This is a genomic window from Rhizobium sp. BK538 (assembly GCF_014197575.1).
Classification (GTDB): Bacteria; Pseudomonadota; Alphaproteobacteria; order Rhizobiales; family Rhizobiaceae; genus Rhizobium.
The window spans coordinates 238,966-259,894 of sequence record NZ_JACIFT010000003.1 but is presented as its reverse complement, the minus strand read 5'-3'; the positions used below and the strand labels follow the sequence as shown (position 1 = coordinate 259,894).

At 60.6% G+C, this 20,929-nt stretch carries 18 protein-coding genes and 1 other RNA gene; 5 read left to right on the top strand and 14 right to left on the bottom strand.

Features of this window, described 5'->3' with window-relative positions; all coding sequences use genetic code 11:
* Positions 1-103 precede the first annotated feature (103 nt).
* On the top strand, positions 104-850 hold the full coding sequence (locus FHX09_RS05350) for a YebC/PmpR family DNA-binding transcriptional regulator (protein ID WP_007802605.1): 747 nt from the start codon (positions 104-106) through the stop codon (positions 848-850).
* Between the two features lie 121 nt (positions 851-971).
* On the opposite strand, the gene FHX09_RS05345 is transcribed toward FHX09_RS05350, so the two are convergent.
* The 8 genes from FHX09_RS05345 to FHX09_RS05310 all read right to left on the bottom strand — a co-directional run bounded on the left by FHX09_RS05345 (position 972) and on the right by FHX09_RS05310 (position 9,559).
* Positions 972-1,307, bottom strand: coding sequence for a cytochrome C oxidase subunit IV family protein (locus FHX09_RS05345; RefSeq protein ID WP_007802603.1), 336 nt, complete (start codon positions 1,305-1,307; stop codon positions 972-974).
* Positions 1,308-1,316: 9 nt separating this feature from the next.
* Complete coding sequence (locus tag FHX09_RS05340) at positions 1,317-2,042, bottom strand: heme-copper oxidase subunit III family protein (RefSeq protein WP_007802601.1); 726 nt, start codon at positions 2,040-2,042, stop codon at positions 1,317-1,319.
* A 10-nt stretch (positions 2,043-2,052) separates the two neighbouring features.
* The gene (locus FHX09_RS05335; RefSeq protein ID WP_132594187.1) at positions 2,053-2,763 is read right to left on the bottom strand and encodes a cytochrome c oxidase subunit 3; all 711 of its coding nucleotides are present in this window, start codon (positions 2,761-2,763) and stop codon (positions 2,053-2,055) included.
* A complete protein-coding gene (locus FHX09_RS05330) occupies positions 2,760-4,535 on the bottom strand; it encodes a cbb3-type cytochrome c oxidase subunit I (RefSeq protein WP_183719460.1) in 1,776 nt (591 codons plus the stop codon). Before FHX09_RS05330 ends, FHX09_RS05335 begins: the two co-directional genes overlap by 4 nt.
* Before the next feature lie 54 nt (positions 4,536-4,589).
* Entirely contained in the window at positions 4,590-5,399 is an 810-nt protein-coding gene (locus FHX09_RS05325) for a cytochrome c oxidase subunit II (protein ID WP_132594191.1), read from the bottom strand.
* Between the two features lie 145 nt (positions 5,400-5,544).
* Positions 5,545-5,931, bottom strand: a complete 387-nt coding sequence (locus tag FHX09_RS05320; RefSeq protein WP_007802591.1) for a cytochrome c family protein — start codon at positions 5,929-5,931, stop codon at positions 5,545-5,547.
* Positions 5,932-6,121: 190 nt separating this feature from the next.
* The gene (locus FHX09_RS05315) at positions 6,122-7,123 is read right to left on the bottom strand and encodes an LLM class flavin-dependent oxidoreductase (protein WP_037084471.1); all 1,002 of its coding nucleotides are present in this window, start codon (positions 7,121-7,123) and stop codon (positions 6,122-6,124) included.
* 126 nt (positions 7,124-7,249) lie between these two features.
* Positions 7,250-9,559: a methyl-accepting chemotaxis protein gene (locus FHX09_RS05310; protein WP_132594195.1), complete on the bottom strand. Its 2,310-nt coding sequence runs from the start codon at positions 9,557-9,559 to the stop codon at positions 7,250-7,252.
* 240 nt (positions 9,560-9,799) lie between these two features.
* Between FHX09_RS05310 and ruvC the strand changes: the two genes are divergently transcribed.
* The 4 genes from ruvC to FHX09_RS05290 all read left to right on the top strand — a co-directional run bounded on the left by ruvC (position 9,800) and on the right by FHX09_RS05290 (position 12,681).
* A complete protein-coding gene (ruvC, locus tag FHX09_RS05305) occupies positions 9,800-10,312 on the top strand; it encodes a crossover junction endodeoxyribonuclease RuvC (RefSeq protein WP_007802584.1) in 513 nt (170 codons plus the stop codon).
* 31 nt (positions 10,313-10,343) lie between these two features.
* Positions 10,344-10,961 (top strand): Holliday junction branch migration protein RuvA, encoded by a 618-nt coding sequence (ruvA, locus tag FHX09_RS05300; protein ID WP_007802582.1) that lies wholly within the window; start codon positions 10,344-10,346, stop codon positions 10,959-10,961.
* A gap of 78 nt (positions 10,962-11,039) precedes the next feature.
* The gene (ruvB, locus tag FHX09_RS05295) at positions 11,040-12,080 is read left to right on the top strand and encodes a Holliday junction branch migration DNA helicase RuvB (RefSeq protein WP_007802580.1); all 1,041 of its coding nucleotides are present in this window, start codon (positions 11,040-11,042) and stop codon (positions 12,078-12,080) included.
* 37 nt (positions 12,081-12,117) lie between these two features.
* On the top strand, positions 12,118-12,681 hold the full coding sequence (locus tag FHX09_RS05290; RefSeq protein ID WP_184449382.1) for a DinB family protein: 564 nt from the start codon (positions 12,118-12,120) through the stop codon (positions 12,679-12,681).
* Positions 12,682-12,703: 22 nt separating this feature from the next.
* On the opposite strand, the gene FHX09_RS05285 is transcribed toward FHX09_RS05290, so the two are convergent.
* From FHX09_RS05285 to FHX09_RS05260, 6 genes are all read right to left on the bottom strand, one after another.
* On the bottom strand, positions 12,704-14,086 hold the full coding sequence (locus FHX09_RS05285) for a virulence factor family protein (RefSeq protein ID WP_165933072.1): 1,383 nt from the start codon (positions 14,084-14,086) through the stop codon (positions 12,704-12,706).
* A complete protein-coding gene (gene mprF, locus FHX09_RS05280; protein ID WP_184449380.1) occupies positions 14,083-16,686 on the bottom strand; it encodes a bifunctional lysylphosphatidylglycerol flippase/synthetase MprF in 2,604 nt (867 codons plus the stop codon). The genes FHX09_RS05285 and mprF overlap by 4 nt, the downstream gene beginning before the upstream one ends.
* Positions 16,687-16,939: 253 nt before the next feature.
* Positions 16,940-19,069 carry a mechanosensitive ion channel family protein gene (locus FHX09_RS05275; RefSeq protein ID WP_183719466.1) on the bottom strand — a complete coding sequence of 710 codons (2,130 nt, stop codon included), beginning with the start codon at positions 19,067-19,069 and terminating at the stop codon, positions 16,940-16,942.
* Positions 19,070-19,176: 107 nt separating this feature from the next.
* On the bottom strand, positions 19,177-20,196 hold the full coding sequence (gnd, locus tag FHX09_RS05270; RefSeq protein WP_007802569.1) for a phosphogluconate dehydrogenase (NAD(+)-dependent, decarboxylating): 1,020 nt from the start codon (positions 20,194-20,196) through the stop codon (positions 19,177-19,179).
* A 128-nt stretch (positions 20,197-20,324) separates the two neighbouring features.
* Positions 20,325-20,483, bottom strand: a non-coding RNA gene (gene ssrS, locus FHX09_RS05265) — 6S RNA.
* 59 nt (positions 20,484-20,542) lie between these two features.
* Entirely contained in the window at positions 20,543-20,920 is a 378-nt protein-coding gene (locus tag FHX09_RS05260; protein WP_007802567.1) for a cell division protein ZapA, read from the bottom strand.
* Positions 20,921-20,929: the final 9 nt, after the last annotated feature.

Below are 20,929 nucleotides of genomic sequence, written 5' to 3'. Positions count from 1 at the left end.
GACGAGCGAGTCCCGAGAGAATGAAGCCGTTTTCCCTTGAATACCGCCCATTTCGCTCTTATAAGGCGGCCCATTCCGACAATAGGACGTGAACAGGGGTGCCATGGCTGGCCATTCACAGTTTAAAAACATCATGCATCGCAAGGGCCGTCAGGATGCCGTGCGGTCGAAAATGTTCTCCAAACTCGCGCGCGAAATCACCGTTGCCGCCAAGGCCGGCCTGCCCGACCCGACGATGAACGCCCGCCTGCGCCTGGCTATCCAGAACGCCAAGGCCCAGTCCATGCCGAAGGACAATATCGACCGCGCCATCAAAAAGGCAGCCGGTGCCGACAGCGAGAATTACGATGAGGTCCGCTACGAAGGTTACGGCCCGGGCGGAACGGCGATCATCGTCGAAGCCCTGACCGACAACCGCAACCGTACCGCGTCGAACGTCCGTTCGATCTTTACGAAGGCCGGCGGCGCACTCGGCGAAACCGGCTCGGTTTCCTTCTCTTTCGATCACGTCGGCGAGATCACCTACAAGCTTGCCGCTGGCGATGCCGACAGGGTGATGGAAGCTGCCATCGAAGCCGGTGCCGACGACGTCGAAACCGATGAAGAAGGCCACTACATCACGACCGCCTTCGAATCTCTCGGTGAAGTCGCCAAGGCCCTCGAAGGCTCTCTCGGTGAAGCCGAGACCGTCAAGGCCGTCTGGCGTGCGCAGAACAACGTGCCGGTCGACGAGGAAAAGGCGCAATCGCTGCTGAAGCTCATCGACAGCCTCGAAGACGATGACGACGTCCAGAACGTCTACTCGAACTTCGAAGTCGACGAAGAAGTTCTGGCCAAGCTTTCGGCTTGACCAATCACCATTTTTTCTGCAAGCCGGTCACGGAAACGTGGCCGGCTTTGTTGTTTTCGGCCGTCCATTCACATCCGATGGATCGGTGACAGCTTGGTTATCCCTAGCCAGGGCGCGCCGGTCAGGAACCGGCGCCGCCGAGGAAGGCAAGCCGGGTGAAGATCGTGTAGTGCGACTCGGACGCCATCATCGCCACGAAGACCAGAACGAGCAGCGGCGGCAACATTATCGCGTAGACGAGCGCCAGCCGCTCCCATGCCATGTGCATGAAGATGGCAACGATCAGCCCCGCTTTCAGCATCATGAAGACGATGATGAGCGTCCAGCGCAGATAGCCCTGAATGCCGAGATAATCGACGAGATAGGAAAAGGTGCTGAGGACGAAAAGCAATCCCCAGACGACGAGGTAGAGCCGGATCGGATGCTGTTGGCCGGAATGCGCTTGTGCCTGTGCCATATTGCGACCTCACCACAGATAGAAAAACGCGAAGATGAAGACCCAGACGAGGTCGACGAAGTGCCAATAGAGGCCCATGATCTCGACGATCTCATAATTGCCCTTGCGGCTGGTGAAGAAGCCGCGCCGACCGGTATCGAAGTCCCCGCGCAAGACTTTGCGCGCGGTAATCAGCAAGAAGATCACGCCGAAGGTCACGTGCGTCCCGTGAAAGCCGGTGATCATGAAGAAGGATGATCCGAATTGTGCCGCCCCCCATGGGTTTTCCCAGGGGCGCACGCCTTCGGTGATGAGCTTCGTCCATTCGAAGGCCTGCATTCCGACAAATGTGGCGCCAAGTATTGCAGTCAGAAGCATCAGGGCAGCCGTTTTTCCGCGCTCACGGCGATAACCGAAGTTGACGGCCATGGCCATCGTGCCACTGCTGCTGATCAGAACGAAGGTCATGATCGCGATCAGGATCAGCGGAACGTCCTGCCCGCCGATATGAAGCGCAAAGACTTCGCTTGGATTGGGCCACGGCACCGGAGTCGACATTCGCGCGGTCATGTAGGCGAGCAGGAAGCAGCCGAAGATGAAGGTGTCGCTGAGGAGAAAGATCCACATCATGGCCTTACCCCAGGAAACGTTCTTGAATGCCCGCTGGTCCGAGGCAAAATCGGCCGCGACCCCTCGCAGACCTGCGGGGGGATGAAGGGCTACATCTTCAGTGTCCATTCGGGTCAATTCGGCCATCGTCTACCCCTTAGGAAACGAGTTGGCGGCAAAGATCGACGAAGTCGTTCGCCAAGCCAGTGAAGAGTGCGAAGAGAAGCAGCCAAACGACGAGCATGAAATGCCAGTAGGTGGCGCAGAGCTCGATGCCGAGGCGCAGCCTGGCTGATGTCGCGGTGCCCGCTCCGCGCGATCTCCCTCTGGTCCGCGCCAGCACTGCCAACCCGCCGACAATGTGGAGGCCATGCAGCCCGGTCAGCATGTAGAAGAAGCTGTTCGCCGGATTGTCGACGAGCAGATAGCCCGCCGCGACGAGCTGCAGCCAGGCCACGATCTGCCCGGCGAGGAAAAGAACCGTGGTGGCGAGCGCCACGTCGAGCCCCAGTCGCACGCCTTCGTCGGCGCCGCGGCGCGCTTCGACGACAGCCCATTGCAGAGCTGCACAGCTGCCGATCAGCATGGCTGTGTTTGCCCATAGAAGCCGCGGAATGGGGATCGCCCACCAATCGGAGCCGCTCATTCGCGAAAGATACGCGCTGGCCAACAGAGAAAAGAGTGCACCGACAACCGCGAGAAAAATACCGAGACCGAACTTGGCGACGGGAATCGGCGGCCTCGCCGCGCCCTGGATGTCGTCAAGCGTCCCGATCTCCGCCCATGGCTTCGACATCAACCTTTGCCCGGAGAGCCACCAGATGATGATCGCGGCTACTCCCGCGAGAAAGACGAGGATGACGGTCATGCCGGCGCCCTCGACAGTCCGACCATGGGCGGCTGGTTCTGGGGTATGAAGTCTTCGGGAGCGCCGGGTACGCTGTAATCGTAGGCCCAGCGATAGACGATCGGAAGATCCTTGCCCCAGTTGCCATGAGCAGGCGGCGTCTCAGGCGTCTGCCATTCGAGCGTCGTCGCGCGCCACGGGTTGCCGCCGGCCTCGCGACCATGGAACAGGCTCCAAACAAGATTGAACAGGAACACGATCTGCGCCGCGCCGACAACAAGCGCGGCGACCGAAATGAACATGCTCAGCGTATGCACTGACGGCGGAATGAAGACCGTGTCGCCAAGCTCGAAATAGCGGCGCGGCACACCCACGAGACCAACGTAGTGCATGGGGAAGAAGATCGCGTAGGCGCCGACGAAGGTGACCCAGAAATGGATCCTCCCGAGAACCTCGTCCAGCATCCGCCCGGTGATCTTCGGATACCAGTGATAGATCGCGCCAAAGACCACCATGATGGGAGCCACTCCCATCACCATGTGGAAATGCGCGACCACGAACATCGTATCGGACAACGGCACGTCGACCACGACGTTGCCAAGGAACAGTCCCGTCAAACCGCCATTGACGAATGTCACAATGAACGCGATGGCAAACAGCATCGGCAGTGTCAGGTGGATGTCGCCTCGCCACAGCGTGAGCACCCAGTTGTAGACCTTGATCGCAGTCGGCACGGCTATGATCAGGGTCGTCGTGGCAAAGAAGAATCCGAAGTTCGGGTTCATGCCGCTGACATACATGTGGTGCGCCCAGACAACGAAGCTCAGGGCTCCGATGATCACGATCGCCCAGACCATCATCCGGTAGCCGAAAATATTCTTGCGCGCGTGCGTACTGATAAGATCGGAGACGATGCCGAAGGCGGGAAGCGCCACGATATAGACCTCGGGGTGCCCGAAGAACCAGAAGAGGTGCTGGAAGAGGATCGGGCTTCCACCGTCCGACGGGAGTTGCTCGCCCATTTCGACAATTGCCGGCATGAAGAAGCTGGTGCCGAGCAGCCGGTCAAACAGCATCATGACCGCCGCGACGAAGAGCGCCGGAAAGGCAAGCAACGCCATCACGGTCGCGGTGAAAATGCCCCAGACGGTCAATGGCATCCGCATCAGTGTCATGCCGCGCGCGCGCCCCTGCAGTACGGTGACGACGTAGTTCAGCCCGCCCATCGTGAAGCCGATGATGAAGATGATGAGCGACGACAGCATCAGGATGATGCCCCAGTCGCGCCCACCCGGCGTGCCTGATGTCAATGCCTGCGGCGGATAGAGCGTCCAGCCCGCACCCGTTGGACCGCCCGGCGCGAAAAAGCCCGTGACGAGCACGATGACGGCGAGCAGGTAGAGCCAATAGCTCAGCATGTTCGCATAGGGGAACACCATGTCGCGCGCGCCGACCATCAGCGGAATGAGGTAGTTCCCGAAGCCGCCGAGAAAGAGCGCCGTCAGCAGATAGATCACCATGATCATGCCGTGCATGGTGATGAACTGGTAATAATGATCCGCGTCGATGAAGGAAAAATAGCCGGGAAAGCCGAGCTGCAGGCGTATCAGCCAGGAAAGAACGAGCGCTACGAAGCCAATGGCGAACGCCGTCAGGGAATACTGGATGGCGATGACCTTGGCATCCTGGCTGAAGACATACTTCGTCCACCAGCTCTTCGGATGATAGAGCTCGACGTCCGCGACCTCGGCGGGCGGGATGACGTCGCCGGCACTGGTCGGAATATCAACCATCGCATGCCTTCCTTCCTCCTCCCGTCACGGCCGCTCCTCGGCCGCGACGCCGGCCTACTCGGCCGGTTCAACCGCTGCCATCAGCTGCGAGAATGTCTGTTGCTGCGCCAGCCACTCCTGATAGGCGTCCGCCTCGTCGACGACGACCGTTCCTCGCATCTGCGCATGTGCAACGCCGCAAAGCTCCGCGCACAACACCTCGAAGGTGCCCGTTCGCGTCGGCGTGAACCAGAAATAGGTGACCGAGCCTGGGATCATGTCCATCTTGGCGCGGAACTCCGGAACATAGAAATCATGCAGCACGTCGATCGAGCGCAGGTGGACACGGATCGGCTTGCCGATCGGGAGATGCAGTTCGCCGCCTGCGATGATGATGTCGTCCAGGCCGGCCGGATCGTTCCTGATCACGCCGAGAGGGTTTTCGGCGGAAACGGCACGATTGTCCGCCCTGCCCAGCTGACCGTCGGCGCCCGGCAACCGGAAATTCCACAGCCATTGCTGACCGATGACTTCGACTTCTGCCGCTCCCGCCGGGACGGTGATGAACTGGTTCCAGACGACGAGGCCCGGCGCGAGCATCGCTCCCACGCCAAGGGCCGTGCTGCCGGCAAGCCACCATTCCAGGCGCTTGTTCTCCGGCTCGTAGGCCGCCCGGTTACCGGGCCTATGCCGAAAACGATAGATGCAATAGGCCATGAAAGAGATCACGGCGACGAAGACGATACCGGTGATCCAGAACGTGATGATGATGGTATTGTCGATGTAGTTCCAGTTCGAGGCGATCGGAGTCCACCACCACGGGCTGAACAAGTGGAATGCCACCGACCCGACAACGATCAGAACGAGAACCAGCACGACAACCATGCGTTCCTCCCAAGCCCCTGCCGGCCGCGGAAAATACCCGCAATCCGTCGGCACTTACGTTAGGACTATCTCATAAACAGGACATCACGGCAATGGCACGAGAGGAACCTCGCCAGACTGTCGACGAAGCTTCAATAAGCTGATTTTATTTCGAGAATTGCTTGAGATAGGCGATCAGATTGAGAATCTCGCCGTCGTCCTTCAGACCGATGAACACCATCTTTGTGCCCTTAACCTTCAGCTTTGGGTTGTGAAGATAATCGCGTAACGAATTTTCATCCCAGACCAACCCGGCTGTGCCTGCGGCCTTCATCGCGGGCGAATAGGCAAAATTCGGATGCGTGCCGGCGGTTCGGCCGAACAGGTGGTTCAACGACGGACCCACCTTGTTCTTGTCGGTATCCGCCACATGACAGACCGCGCACTTCTTGAATACCGTTTCCCCGGCCGCCGCATCGCCTTCTTGGGCAATGGCGGCCGAAGCGGGAAGACAGATCAGTGAAATCAAAACAGCAAGACCACGGTAACGCATAGCAAGCCTGATCCTCCAAAGGTTGCTCGAAACCGACCGCGCGCGATTTGCGGCGTGCGCCGTCCATCACATTTGTATCGCCGCAATGTCGTGCAAACGACATGTGTGATCAAGCAAAGCTATGGTCCGGCGGCGTTAAGTCAATTCACACAAATGGCTGTGGGATCTGAACCGCCCGGGATGCGCGACATTAGGCCGCAGCGCGGAGGAAGTTTCCGAGCCCAGCAAAAAGCTCGACCGATTTCAATCTTGCCTCGACGTCATGGATCGGCATCGAAATGATGACCTCGTCGGCTTCCGTCTCGGCCAGGAACTGTGTGAGCTTTGCTTCAGCCGTCTTCTGCGAACCGACGACGGCGTAGCGAAGCGTATGCTCCACGGTCAGCTTTTCCATCGGCGACCAGAAGCTCTCCATATCCTCGACCGGGCGCGGGAACTGACCGCGCACGTTGCGACGCAGGTTGACGAACTGCTGCTGGGCGGAGGTGAAATGATACTGCGCCTCCTCATCCGTCGCGGCGACTGAACCCATGACGCCGACCATGACATAGGGCTTGTCGAGTACGGCAGACGGCTTGAATCGGCTGCGGTAGATGTCGATGGCATCGAGCAGCGAATCCGGCGCGAAGTGCGAGGCGAAGGCATAGGGCAGCCCGAGCATCGCGGCGAGCTGTGCGCTATAGAGGCTGGAGCCAAGCAGCCAGATCGGCACGTTGGAATTCATGCCTGGAACAGCGAGGGTCGCCTGGTTCTCAATCGGCGCGCCAAGCAGCTGCTGCAACTCGACGACATCGTTCGGGAAGCTCTGCGCCCCGGCGTCGAGATTGCGCCGCAGCGCCTGTGCGGTACGCATGTCGGTGCCGGGCGCCCGGCCAAGACCGAGATCGACCCGGCCCGGGAACAGCGCCTCCAGCGTCCCGAATTGCTCGGCAATGACCAACGGCGAATGGTTCGGTAGCATGATGCCGCCCGAGCCGATACGAATGCGCTTGGTCGCGGCGCCGACATGGCCGATCACGACAGCCGTCGCCGCGCTGGCAATCCCCGGCATGCCATGATGTTCCGCCAGCCAGAAACGGCTGTATCCGAATTCTTCGGCCTTCTGCGCCATGCGCGCCGAACTCTCGAGCGACTGGCGGATCGTCCCGCCTTCTGGAACGGGAGAGAGATCAAGAATGGAAAAGGGAACCATGGCGAAGCCTGTCGGTCGTTGAAAGGACAGGTTTATGTAGGTCTGGATGCCGCCCATTCCAAACAACTCGGAAAAGAAAGAGGGCCGGTCTCCCGGCCCTTTCGTTCACTCTGCCAATCGACCTGCTCAGGCCCGACGTCTAAGGACGTGCACCGCAGCACTCTGGTGCGCCTGCGTCAGCGTAAAATTCGCCAGCTGACGGTCCATTTCGACCGCTTCGGTGGCTAGCCGGTGAATCGCTGCCGTTGTTTCCTCGACCATGGCAGCGTTCTGCTGCGTCATCGCCTCCAGTTCGGATACCGCCGTGTTGATCTGGCGCAGCGTGTCGGCTTCCTCGCGGGTCGTTTCCATGATCTCGCTGATCTGGCCGTTGATCGCCTCGACATGGCTGCCGATCCCGGTCAGCGCGTCGCCGGCACGCTCGACGAGGGATACGCCCATTTCCACCTCATGCGTGGACTTTTGCAGCAGGCTCGCGATCTCCTTTGCAGCGCTCGATGAACGCTGCGCCAGTTCACGCACTTCCATGGCGACGACTGCAAAGCCCTTGCCGGATTCGCCTGCGCGCGCTGCCTCGACGCCGGCATTGAGCGCCAAAAGGTTGGTCTGGAAGGCAATCGCATCGATAACGGCGATGATCGAATTGATCTGGCGCGACGAGGCCTGGATCGCCTCCATCGCGGCAACCGTCTCGCGCATGATCTGGCTGGAGCCGGTCGTCTCCCGCTTGGCGTCACGGGCGATCCGTTCGGCCTGTTCGGCACGCTCGATCTGAACGCGGACCGACTGGGTGATTGCATCGATGGCGTTTGCAGTCTCGGTGATCGAGGCGGCCTGGCGCTCGGTGCGGCCGGCCAGCTCATCGGCACCGGTGCGCATTTCCTCGGAGCCCGCACGCACCGCCATGGAGTTGCCGCCGATTGCCGTCATCGTTTCGCTGAGCACCGCCAAGGCTTCATTGAAATTGACGCGAAGGCTTTCGAGTTCGTTCGGGAAGCGCGTCTCGATCTGATAGGCAAGATCGCCATTGGCAAGATGGTGCAGACCCTCGTCGATCGCTTGAACGACCTCCTGCAGTGTCCGGGCCTCAGCCTCGCGCTCGGCCATATGTTGCTGGCGATCCCGTTCCGCGCGCGCTCGCGTTTCGTTGCTGGCAGCTTCGAGCTCGCGGCTTTCGACCAGCGACTGCTTGAACCGCGCCAAGGCCTTGGCCATCGTGCCGATTTCGTCGCCGCGGTTCTGGCTACCGATCTCGACTTCCAGATTGCCATCGGCAACATCGCGGGTGGCGCCGGCAAGGCGAGCAAGCGGCGAGAAGAGCAATTTGGTGATTGCCCACGTCGCAACGGCCATGACGACGAGGACACCGAACGCGATCATCGTCAGCAGAGTGGCGATTTCCAAGGAGCCGGCGTTAAGCTCGCTGAGGCGCACGCTTTCCACGACGAGGAAGCGCGAACCCTTATAATCGATGCCGCGGACATAGGCTCGCGCCGAGCCATCGGCGCGATCGAAGTCGTCGACCGTCATGCCCTTTGCCGACAACGCGTCCTTCGCGAATGTGAAAGGCGCGGTATCGAGCGTCACGAGCTGGCCGGTCGCGTTGACGCCAATCGCCGAGCCGTCATCCGAGATGATTGCCGCCTGCGCCGTGCTGTCGGCCACGATGCCCTTGGCGAGAATGCTGGTAATGATGTCTTCGCGCACCTTGAAGAGCATCACGCCCTTCGCGGCGCCGAGCTTGACGATCGGCACGGCATAGAAGATTGCCGACCTGCCGCTTGCGGCATCGACGCGAAGACCGGAGAAGCCCGTGGGGGCGGAATCATCCGTCGCCTTCGCGGTGTTCTCGATCGCCTTGGCGAAGGCGAGACCGGCGCCGGTCGACTTCCAGGCATCGGTCTTCAGGTTTTCGGCGAAATCGTCGTTCTTCTTGTAGGAGTAGAGGACGTTCCCGTCGAGATCGGCAATCAGCAGGTCGCTGAAGGCGGTGTTTTCGAGGTCCCGAGCCACTTCGCTCTGCGTCGTCTCATGGTTGGAATAGTAGAAGCCGCTTGGCGCCTCCGGCTTCATCAGCTTCTCGCGCTGGTCGGCCGGGTTCGGATTGTTGGTAATGAACACCTTCTTCAATTCGGCGCGGGTATCGCCCGACGTCTTCTCGATGGTCTTCCAGCCGCTCTTCAGGCTCGTGATCGACATCTGCAGCGCTTCGATGCGCGCAATCGAGTTTGCCTGGTTTTCCAGTTGCTTCAGCTGATCCTGCAGCATGTCGCCGCGGAAGATCAGGACGCTCTCCTTTGCCTTGAGGGCCTGTTCGCCGGAAATACGGCTGCTGGCGAAGTAAGCGAGAACGTTGATGACCGCAATCGAGAGCGCGGTGAGCAGAATGAAGGTAGCGATGACCTTGAAGGACAGGGATTGAAATCTCTGAACCATGAACGATGAACCCTTCCGGAACGGCACATGCCGGCAGAACGCGGAACGTCCGACCGGTTGACCTGTAAACAGAACACGGGAGCCTTGCCTTCTGTGGAAGGGAGCTCCTCTGACATTTTATGGTTCAAAGTCGGCTATGGAGCTTAAATTGCCGTAAACAGCCGCCCTGAAAAACAACGAATGTTTTTGTTTTGTTCACTTATCGATGGCAGTTATTTCGTGACTGCAATAGGGTGAAGCATGCAAAATACGATTCGCATCATCGGCGTCGATCCGGGCCTGCGCCGCACGGGCTGGGGAATTATCGACACGCTCGGCAACTCCTTGCGCTTTGTCGCATCCGGCACGGTGACCTCGGACGGAGACATGGATCTAGCCTCGCGCCTTTGCCAACTGCACGATGGATTGGCGGATGTCGTGCATAGCTACCAGCCGGATGAGGCTGCCGTCGAACAAACTTTCGTCAACAAGGATGCCGTTGCGACGCTGAAGCTCGGCCAGGCCCGTGGCATTGCAATGCTCGTCCCCGCTCGCGCCGGCCTGCCGGTTGCCGAATATGCCCCGAACGCCGTCAAGAAGGCGGTCATCGGCGTCGGCCACGGCGAGAAGAAACAGATCCACATGATGCTGAAGATCCTGATGCCGAAGGTCGAATTCAAAGGCGACGACGCGGCCGACGCGCTGGCGATCGCCATCTGCCATGCTCACAACCGCGGTAGCAGCCGCATGCGGCAGGCAGCGCTTGCCGGCTAATCTTCACTGAGAACCCACACGGACCAAATGCATGATCGGCAAGCTTAAAGGCACCATCGAAGAAATCGGCGACGACTATGTCCTCGTTGATGTCCACGGCGTCTGCTACGTCGCCTTCTGCTCGGCGCGCACCCTGTCCCGCCTCGGTTCGGTGGGCGAGGCCTGCGTGCTCTTCATTGAGACCTACGTTCGCGAAGACCAATTGAAACTCTTCGGTTTCATGACCGCCCTGGAGAGGGAATGGTTCAATCTTCTGCAAAGCGTTCAGGGGGTTGGTGCGAAGGTGGCTCTCGCCGTGCTGTCGACGCTGCCCCCGAGCGAACTTGCCAACGCCATCGCGCTGCAGGATCGTACGGCCGTCTCGCGCGCCCAGGGTGTTGGCCCCAAGGTTGCCGTGCGCATCGTCACCGAACTTAAGAATAAGGCGCCGGCCTTCGCAGGCGAAGCCTCCGGCACCATCGGCCTCAAGCAGGAGCTCGGCGAAGGCGTCGCCGCCGCCCCGGTCGCGGACGCGGTTTCCGCGCTGACAAACCTCGGTTATTCGCGTGATCAGGCGGCCAACGCCGTTGCCGCAGCGATGAAAACCGCCGGTGAAGGCGCTGACAGCGCGAAGCTCATCCGGCTCGGGTTGAAGGAATTGGCTCGCTGATCCCTCTGCCCAGGCGGGTGTCAAAGCCGCTGGCTTGGTGTATTGGTCACGAGCGTTTGAAGATTGGGAAATGTCAGCATGAGTGAAGCCGCGCGCCTGATATCCTCGGAAAAGCGAGGAGAGGACCTGGATGTGACGCTGCGGCCGCAATCGCTTGATGAGTTCACCGGCCAGGCGGAGGCGCGTGCGAATCTGAAGGTCTTCATAGAGGCGGCGAAGAATCGCGGCGAAGCACTCGACCATGTGCTTTTCGTCGGCCCGCCCGGCCTCGGCAAGACAACGCTTGCGCAGATCATGGCGAAGGAACTCGGCGTCAATTTCCGCTCCACCTCCGGCCCGGTTATCGCCAAGGCAGGTGATCTTGCTGCCCTTCTGACCAATCTCGAGGAGCGCGACGTGCTCTTCATCGACGAAATCCACCGCCTCAACCCGGCTGTCGAGGAAATCCTTTATCCCGCGATGGAGGATTTCCAGCTCGATCTCATCATCGGCGAAGGCCCTGCCGCGCGCTCGGTCAAGATCGACCTGTCGAAATTCACCCTCGTCGCGGCAACGACGCGTCTCGGCCTTTTGACCACGCCGCTGCGCGACCGTTTCGGCATTCCCGTCCGTCTTAGCTTCTACACCGTCGAGGAACTGGAGCTGATCGTGCGGCGCGGCGCGCGCCTGATGAACCTTCCCATGACCGATGAGGGTGCGCGGGAAATCGCCCGTCGCGCCCGCGGCACGCCGCGTATTGCCGGTCGCCTGTTACGCCGCGTGCGCGATTTCGCCGAAGTGGCGAAGGCCGAGGCCGTCACCCGCGAGATTGCCGACGAGGCGTTGACGCGGCTGCTCGTCGACAATATGGGCCTCGACCAGCTCGACAAGCGTTATCTCAACATGATCGCGGTCAATTTCGGCGGCGGCCCCGTTGGAATCGAGACCATCGCCGCGGGGCTCTCCGAACCGCGCGATGCGATCGAGGACATCATCGAGCCTTACATGATTCAGCAGGGCTTCATCCAGCGTACCCCACGCGGCCGCGTTCTGACGGCGACCGCCTGGAAGCATCTCGGCATGCAGCCCCCGAAGGATCTCGAAGCGGCGCAGTTTCGTTTGTTCCAGGAAGACGACTGACGCTTGCGGGTGGCCCGGTCAAGAAGGGAGTTATCTGATGCCGACGTTCGACCCCTGCAGGACCGCCCGCAAACTTGCCTTTAACAATGCGCTTGCGAACCACCGGCTGCATGAGGCTTGCGGCCGGTTGCTGCCGGGAGAGTTCGAGGCTGCGCGGGTAAGCTTCTTTCCGTCGATCAAGGCGACACTCAACCATATTCTGACGGTCGACTGGTTTTACATCGATGCGCTCGAAGGCGGCAGGCTTGGGCCTGCCGCCTGGGACGTCGAGGAACCGTTCGACGATATCGCAAAGCTTGCAGCCGAGCAGGCCAAAGTCGATCGTCGGCTGGTCGCGCTCTGCGAAGCCGCCACCCCGGAAAAGCTGGCGTCGGTGACCGAGATCCATCGCAGCGAACGCATCCAGCGCGAGCGGATGGAAGACGTTTTGAACCATCTGTTCCAGCATCAGACGCATCATCGCGGCCAGGTTCACGCGATGCTGGCGGGAACGAGCGTGCCGCCGCCACAGCTCGACGAATTCATCGTTGCAGACGATGGTCGCTTCCGGAGCGGCGATCTCGCCGCTCTCGGCTGGAGTGAAGACTATTTGATGCGCTAACCTGTGAAGGGAACGATGCGCTCTAGTCCTGCAGTCGCGCCTTCAGCCCGTCGATGATCGTCTTGCTTAGGAGCTCATAGTTCTCATCAAAGTGGTGGTCGCCGGCAAGGGCGATCACATCCACACCGCTGTCCTTCAGATCAGGGCAAGCCACCTCGTCGTCATCTTCCTTTCCGTAGATGCACTGGACGATCTTCGGATCGACCTTCTTCAGGTCATCAACCGGGTCGCCACCGGCACCTTCGGTCTTCTGGCCGAGCCATCCCATGACGGAGATCTGGTAATCCACCTCGTGCGAGAGGGACAGCAGCGACATCTGCGCGATAGCCGCCTTGGCGGCAGGCTTCAGACGTGAATAGGCGGCAGGCACGACGTCGGCGCCGAAGGAATAGCCGATGAGCAAAACGTGCTTCACCTTCCACTGCTTGCGATAAAGCTCGATAATCTTGCTGAGATCGTCTGCCGTTTGCTGCGGCTCCCGTTCCGACCAGAAATAATGAAGCGAGTCGACGCCGACCACAGGGACGCCCTGCTTCTGCAGCGCCGCACCGACCTCCTTATCGATGTCGCGCCAGCCGCCGTCACCGGAGTAAATGATCGCCATCGTATCGAAGGCCGGCTTGGCATCCAGAATGGTGAGCGGCAGGCCGAGCGGATTGTCGGCACTGCCGGAGGCGTCGATCAGGTCCGAGAGCGTGTCGCCAAGCGTGGTCTGCGCATCATCGCCGGAGTCGCGAATCTCGATGTCGGAATGCTGCTTCTTGAGCTCCTCGACATGCGCGCGACCGTCCTTGTTTGCTGATGCCGTGAACGACGCGATGATCGGGTCCGGCAACGATGTGTCGCTAAGCCCATAGATCATGCGATCGCCGACCGTCTGCTTCTTCGCCGGCGTGCAGAGCTCCTTGGTAAGCGGGATGCCCGCAACCGGATCGATCACCAGCGTTTGGCCGATGGTCGCATCGGGGGTCTGCGCAGCAATCGCAAGTGCCAGCGCGCCGCCCTCGCCGACGCCGGCCACGATCGGCAGATGGTATGCGCTGTTACCAGCCGCGCGCTGGACCTGCTGGCTCAGCGATTCAATATCGGACACCATGTAGATGCAGCCATCATTCTGGCTGACGTCGTAGTTCCTCAGCGCTTCCATGTAGGAGGCGAAGTCGATGCCGATGACGACGGCCCCTTGTTCGACGAGCCGGTCGGCCTCCGCCTTTTCGTTGTCGCCCCAGCCGGCGTCATCCGATATCAGCACGACGGCCCCTTTCACGTCGCCATCGGGCAGGAAGATATGCGGAGAAGGGATAAGCCCGGTCTCAAAGCTCTGCGTCGTCTCGGTCGCCGCCATTGCAGCCGGAACGGACAGTGACAGGGCGCAGACGGCTGCAAGAAGGTGTCTTTTCATCATTTCCTCACTACCCCTCTCAATCCGCCGCCGATCAGGAATGTTGCGTCCATCAGAGCGAGCATCGGATTGCCTCCACCCGAAACCGCAAGATATCGCGGATGCCATTGCGGATGAAACTTTGATTTGAAAGCCCTGAGGCCCTTGAAGTTATAAAACCGCTCGCCGTGCTCGAAGACAGTGCTGCCGATGCGGTCCCATACCGGTGCCATCTCGCGCTTCGACATGCCCGAGAGCGGCGCCATGCCGAGATTGAAATGCGAAAATCCCTGGTCGCGCAGGTATTCCATGATCTGGACGAAGAGGAAGTCCATCGCCCCCTTCGGCGCATCCGGTGAGAACCGCATCAAGTCGATGGTCCCCTCGTCCTTCGCTGCCGTTATCAGGATATTGGCGAAGGCGACAATCCTGCCTTCACGCTTCAGGATGCCAACCGGCTGGGCAACGATATAGTCAGGATCGAACGCACCGAGGGAGAAGCCCTTCTCCTTGGCATTGTGATCCTCGAGCCAGGCATTCGAGACCGCGGCAAGCGCATCCATCGCAGCGGGAACGTTTTCCGGCGCGATCACCTCGAATTCAAGGCCGTCACGCTGCGCGCGGCTCGCGGTTTGCCGCAGGTTTGCCCACTTGCCGCCCTTCATCTCGAAAGTCTTCAGATCGGCGACGGCAAGCTCACCCAGTTTGAACGCGCGCAGGCCCGCATCGGCACAGTGGGAAAGAAGCGCCGGCGAGATCTGGTAAAAGACCGCGCGGCAGCCGGCGGCTCGCGCGGACTCCACGAAACGCCAGACCAGCTCTGGAATGGCGCTGCGCTCGCCGATCGGATCGAAAAGAGCGATCCACGATCGCCCCTGCCTGCCGTACATGATGAAGGCGTCGCCTTTCTCGGAAAACATGATGCTCTTGTCGCCCATGCGCACCAGATTGGCGTCGGCGAAGCGCTGCTTCTCGACGATGTCCACCGCCCGCTGCAAGGCATCCGTTGACGCGGGCTCCGGTTTGACCGCCACCGGACGAAGGAGGCTGAAGATCGCAATCGCCGAGGAAATGATGGAGATGCCGAGCACAGCACGCAGACCACGTGGCGCTTCATCGGCGAATTCGAACTGCCACCAGAGCTCGCTGCTGTACTCGACGTCGCGGTAGACGAAGAGCAGGATCACGATCGCACCGACGCAGATGACGGCGATGGCCGTTAGCCACGATGCCGTCAGCGTCTGGTTGAGAAGGGACGCATGTCTGCGGAACAGTCGACGGCTGACGAAGAGGCCGAAAATCAGGAAGCCGAGGAAACATGCCTCGACCAGCGCAATCGCCTTCAGCAGAGATAGCGTCAACGCCGCTGCGGCCGACAGGATGGATACCCACCAGGCGCCGTCGAGCTTCTGGCCGAGGCCTCGTGCGGCAACGACCAACGCCAGCCCCAGAATGCTCGACAGGAAATGCGCGCCTTCGACGATCGGCAGCGGCAGATAGTTCGCAAGAAACTCGAGGTTCTGGTCCGGCGTCGGCGTCACGCTCGAGAAGACCAGCATGACGCCGAGGAGCAGCGACAGCGTCGAGAGCAACTGCGGCATCAACCGGATGCCAATCCGCCGGATGCCTGACGCAACCGGGTGATCCGCAAATCGGCGAAGCTCGGTCGCCGACACCGCAAGGACGGCGATCAACAGCGGCAGAACATGATAGATCAGGCGATAGAGCACCAGCGAGCCAAGCACCGCATCGATGTTCACAGCACTGCCGAGCGAGGCGATGATAACGGTCTCGAACACGCCGAGACCGGCTGGCACGTGACTCAAGACGCCAAGGCCGACAGCAATCGCATAGACGGCCAGGAACACCGGCCAGCTGATCGCCGCCTGCGGCAGCAGCACATAGAGGACGGTCGCCGAGGCGGCGATGTCGAAGGCGGTGACCAGAAACTGCCGCGACCAAGTACGCGAGTCCGGCAGTCGGATCTCGATCGGCCCAAGGTGGATCGCCCGCCCGTCGCGCCCCATGAACATGATGACGCCAAGGCCCGCGATGACGGCACCGGCCAACAGCCTGAGAGTGAGGCTACCGACATTGATCAGTGGCGCGATTTCATCAGCAATGATCAGGAGCGCGATTGCCGCGACCCCTGCAAGCCCGAGCCCGAACGACAGCGTCACGAATGCAATGACCCGGCCGATCTCCTCAGGCGTCAAGCCGAGGCGCGAATAGGCGCGATATCGGATTGCACCGCCGCTCAGTGCGCCAAAACCTGCCGTGTTGCCGACCGCATAGGCACTGAAGCCGGTCAGCGCCACCTGTGGAAACGGCAGCTTGCGGCCAACATATTCGATGGCGTTCACGTCATAGAAGACAAGGGCGAGGAAGCTCAGGCCCGTGAAGACCAGCGCAAGCACGATCGAGCTGACCTTGGTGTCAGCCAGCGCCTGAACCACATCGTCGTAACGCACCTCGTTCGTCAGCTGCACAATCGCAAAGCCAACGAGACAGAACAGCGCGAGTGTCGCCAATGCCGTCAGGAGCGCGCGATAGCGTCTGAACAATCCACGCACCGAAGATTCGTCGGCGTCTTCGATTTCTTCCAACTTGCCGTGTCCCGACATCTCGTACCGTCGCAATATTCCAGTTTGGTGGGAATCATGTTCGAAACACGTAACATGGGCGGCCCGCAAGCTCTATGAATGCGTAGCCTGCCCCGCCCTGACCCACCGTTGTCGCCTGCTTCATCTCCAATTGGGGCAAATTTGGCGCAGGGCGCGCCCGCGCACATTGCAATTTCGTAACGTTGACAAGGCTGGGGCGGCAATAGGAGGATTGCGCGAGGTCGGCTTGATCCGACAGCAAGCACGTCGGACGCTACACTGCAGGCTCATCCGAACTTGGGCGTTGCGAAAGGTGACGGGCGGCGGCGGCGTGTGCCTCAGCCTCGTGCCCTTCGCTGGAAACCTGCACCGTCGGCACAGCAAATTCGATGCCGTTTTCCTTGAAGGCATTGCGGATCATGGCCAACGCATTGCGGCGGATGACGAACTGTTCGCCGGGCTTGGTCATCATTGCCAGCCGGATGACGATCGCAAACTCGCCGAACTGTTCAACGCCCTTCATCTTCAGTGTTTCGATGATGTGCGGGCTGTAATCGGGATTATCCAGCAACTGCTGCCCGATCTGCTTGATCACCTTCTTCGCCTTCACAAGGTCGGTGTCGTAGGTCACGTTGAGGGTGATCTTATCGATGGTCCAGTCACGGTTGAGGTTCTTGACCGCGCCGAGTTCGCCGAAGGGCACCGTCGTCAGCGGCCCACGGTGATGCCGCAGCCGCACCGAACGCAGGCTGAAGGCCTCGACGACGCCCTTGTGGCTGCCGCTCTCGATATACTCGCCGACGCGAAAGGCATCGTCCCAAAGATAGAACATGCCGCTGATGACGTCCTTCACGATGGTCTGCGCCCCGAAACCGACGGCAACGCCGACCACGCCGGCGCCCGCAATCAGCGGACCGATCTGGACACCCAGGCCCGAGAGCACCATGAGAACAGCAATAACCGCGATAACGACGGCGAGAATATTGCGGAAAATCGGCAACAAGGTTTGCAGGCGGGCGCGGCTGGCCCTCTCCTCGTCCGTCATCGCGCCTTCGATACGAGAGTCATCGAGCTTGCCGTTGATGTAGGCACGCGCCAGGTGCCACAACAAATCGGCAGCCAGCAGGATGACGATGCCGCCGATCGCACCACGGGCAAGGCGGTCGATCATGGTCTCTCCCGCAGCCATCCGGTCGGCCACGAGCCCGATCATGCGACCGAACCAGAAGGCTGCAGCTGTGATGATGAGCGCGCGAACACCGCGGTCAAGCAGCACGGTAGCGATCCGGCGCCCGGCGAGAAAGCCTGCCTCCGCCTGATGCAAGGAACGAACCGCCAGCGTTGCGACGGAAAGTGCGCGCGGCAAAAGCACGGCATAAATCCCGAGCCACAGCAGTAGGTTGAACCCCGAAACCCAGAGAATCCAGAGCAGAGCGAAATAGAGCGTCAGTCCCCAGGAAACGCCGATGCTACGATGCTGTCCCTCCTCAACCGGGCGGGACCAGACTGCCTCGACCGCGATGGCAAACAGTCCGATACCGAGGATGTAGGCGACGAAGTAGCGCGCGCCTTCGGAAAAGCCAAGCGGCACCATCAATTGGATCGCTGCCCAGCCGAACGCGAAGTAAATCACGAAGAGCGCGCAACGCCGGAACCAGAAAAGGGCCTGGGCTCGCGAAATCTGGCGCTCGCCATCCGCGCGCGGCAAGGTGGCAAGGGCGACTAGGAGCCGTCCGAACGCGATGGTAAAGCGGGCAACCACGAGCGCGATCGCAATCGCGATGGCCATGGATCGCGTGACAGGCGGCCAGTTGAAAGCAAGCAAAGGTACCAATGTCGCCATGGAAAAGACGATTGCCGGGACAATGCGATAAAGCAGGTTTGCTGTAGCGTGATGGGCAACGGTGACGACTTCGTCGTCGGTCCGTCGGATTCGCGGCTTCGGCACGACCAGACGGAACAGCAGCTCGACAACCGCTCCGGTCAGAAAGAGGGCAATGACTTTCGTCGTTATCAGCACCCAACCGGTCGGCGCAACCTCACGCTCGACGATATCAGAAGCGGACTCGACTTCACCGGGAAGCTCCATTGCGGCATCGGAGACCATTTCGACATGGCGGCGGGCGTGACCGACGAGTTCCGAGAGCGCCGACATTTCGCCAGCTTCTGTCTGGGTGGCAGTCGGCGCCGCCTTCATTTGGGTCGCCATCCACTCTTTCACCTGCCGCGTTTGCATCAGCTCGAGCATCTGCCGAACTTCCGCCGGTGGTTGAGCTGCGGTGGTTGCAGGGGGGACCGAAGGAGGAGTGGCAGTTTGGGCGACAGCAGCCCCCGCGACGGCAAGCAGGAACACCGCCGATATCAGCCGCTGCAACATCCCACGTGCCCCAATTGCGAAACCCATCTTCCTTGCCCCCGATACGATCTCTCAACAATATATCGTGCTGTATGAAAGAAAAGCCCGCGCAGATGACGCTGCGCGGGCTTAATTAATAGCAAGGGATCGCGGCTCTATGCCTTTGGCTTCTCGACGTGGCCGCCGAAGCCCGCACGCATCGCCGAGAGCACCTTGTTGGCGAACTCGTCATTGTCGCGCGACGAGAATCGGCCGTGGAGCGCGGCGCTCAGTACCGGCGTCGGCACACTTTCATCGATCGCAGCCATGATCGTCCAGCGGCCCTCGCCGGAATCGGAAACGCGGCCGGTATACTTCGTGAGGACGGGATCCGCATGCAGCGCGTCGGCCGTCAGATCGAGCAGCCACGACGTAATGACGCTGCCGCGGCGCCACACTTCGGCAATATCAGGCAAATTGAGATCGTAGCGATAGTATTCGGGATGCGCCAAAGGTGCGGTTTCGGCGTCGACCTCGTGCGTGACCGCACCGACATTGGCATGCTTCAGGATATTCAGCCCCTCGGCATAGGCGGCCATTAGGCCATACTCGATGCCATTGTGCACCATCTTGACGAAGTGCCCGGCGCCGTGCGGACCGCAATGAAGATAGCCCTGCTCCGCAGTGCTATCTGGATGCGCACTACGACCCGCGGAAGGAGCGATGTCCCCCTGCCCCGGCGCCAGAGACGCAAAGATCGGCGACAGAGACTGAACGATCCCTTTCTCGCCACCGATCATCAGGCAATAGCCACGTTCCAGGCCGAAGACACCGCCACTGGTACCAACATCAACATAGTGGATGCCCTTGGTGATCAGTTCGGCACCACGCCGGATATCGTCATGATAGTATGAGTTGCCGCCGTCGATGATGATATCATCGTCGTGCAGCAGCGGCAGAAGCTGGGCAATGACCTTATCGGTGATGGCTGCCGGCAACATCAGCCAGACAGCGCGTGGCCGCGACAGCTTCGAGACGAACTCTTCAAGCGAGGCACTGCCGACGGCCCCCTTGCCGACGAGATCGGCAACGCTTTCCGGCTTGGCGTCGTAGACGACGCATTCATGGCCATCGCGCATCAATCGCTGGACCATGTAGTTGCCCATGCGGCCCAAACCCACCATGCCAAGCTGCATCTGAAATCTCCTGGAAACTAAATCGATATAATTCCGGAAATTAGCATTCGGATCGCTGCAAGCAAGTGAAGTGTGCGTCACATCTGCGTTGCGCCAGCAGCACAGCACGAAAGGGGGTAGAAAGCAAAGTGCGATCCACGGCAACCGATGGATGTTTACGATCCTGGGCGCCTACAAACGTAGGTGGGCACCGTGTGTCCAGGCCCACGAGCCTGGTCAGGGACAGCTCCCTTTGGATCGAGTATGGCCCCAGGGATTGTGGTTCCTGTCGAGAGGCGCAGACCGCATTCCGATATATAAGGCCGAATTCCGCGGCGCGCCAGAGGGCCTGGGAGGCCGCCCTTATTTAATTGAGCTCGGCGGGCGCCCTGCCGTTCAGCTTGTCGGTAATGCCGCGGATACGGCTCGTCACCTCTCCAAGCGCCGCGGCAAGACTCTCTTCAGTGCGGGCATTCGCCGCCAACACAGTGTCGCTGGTATTGCGCAGGGTGCCCAGTTCGGATTCGAGATCCGCGACGCGGCGGTTCAGCTCCGAAATTTCGTCCATGACCATGATGCCTGCCATCACGGTAATGCGAAGGTCGCCGATTTCGCCGAACTGGCCCTTGAGATGGCCGACGTAGTTGTCGAAGCGCGTCGCGAGGTCTGTCAGGTGATCTTCCTGCCCTTCCTCGCAGGCCATGCGATAGGCCTTGCCGTCGATCGTAACAGTTACCTGCGCCATGTGCCGCGC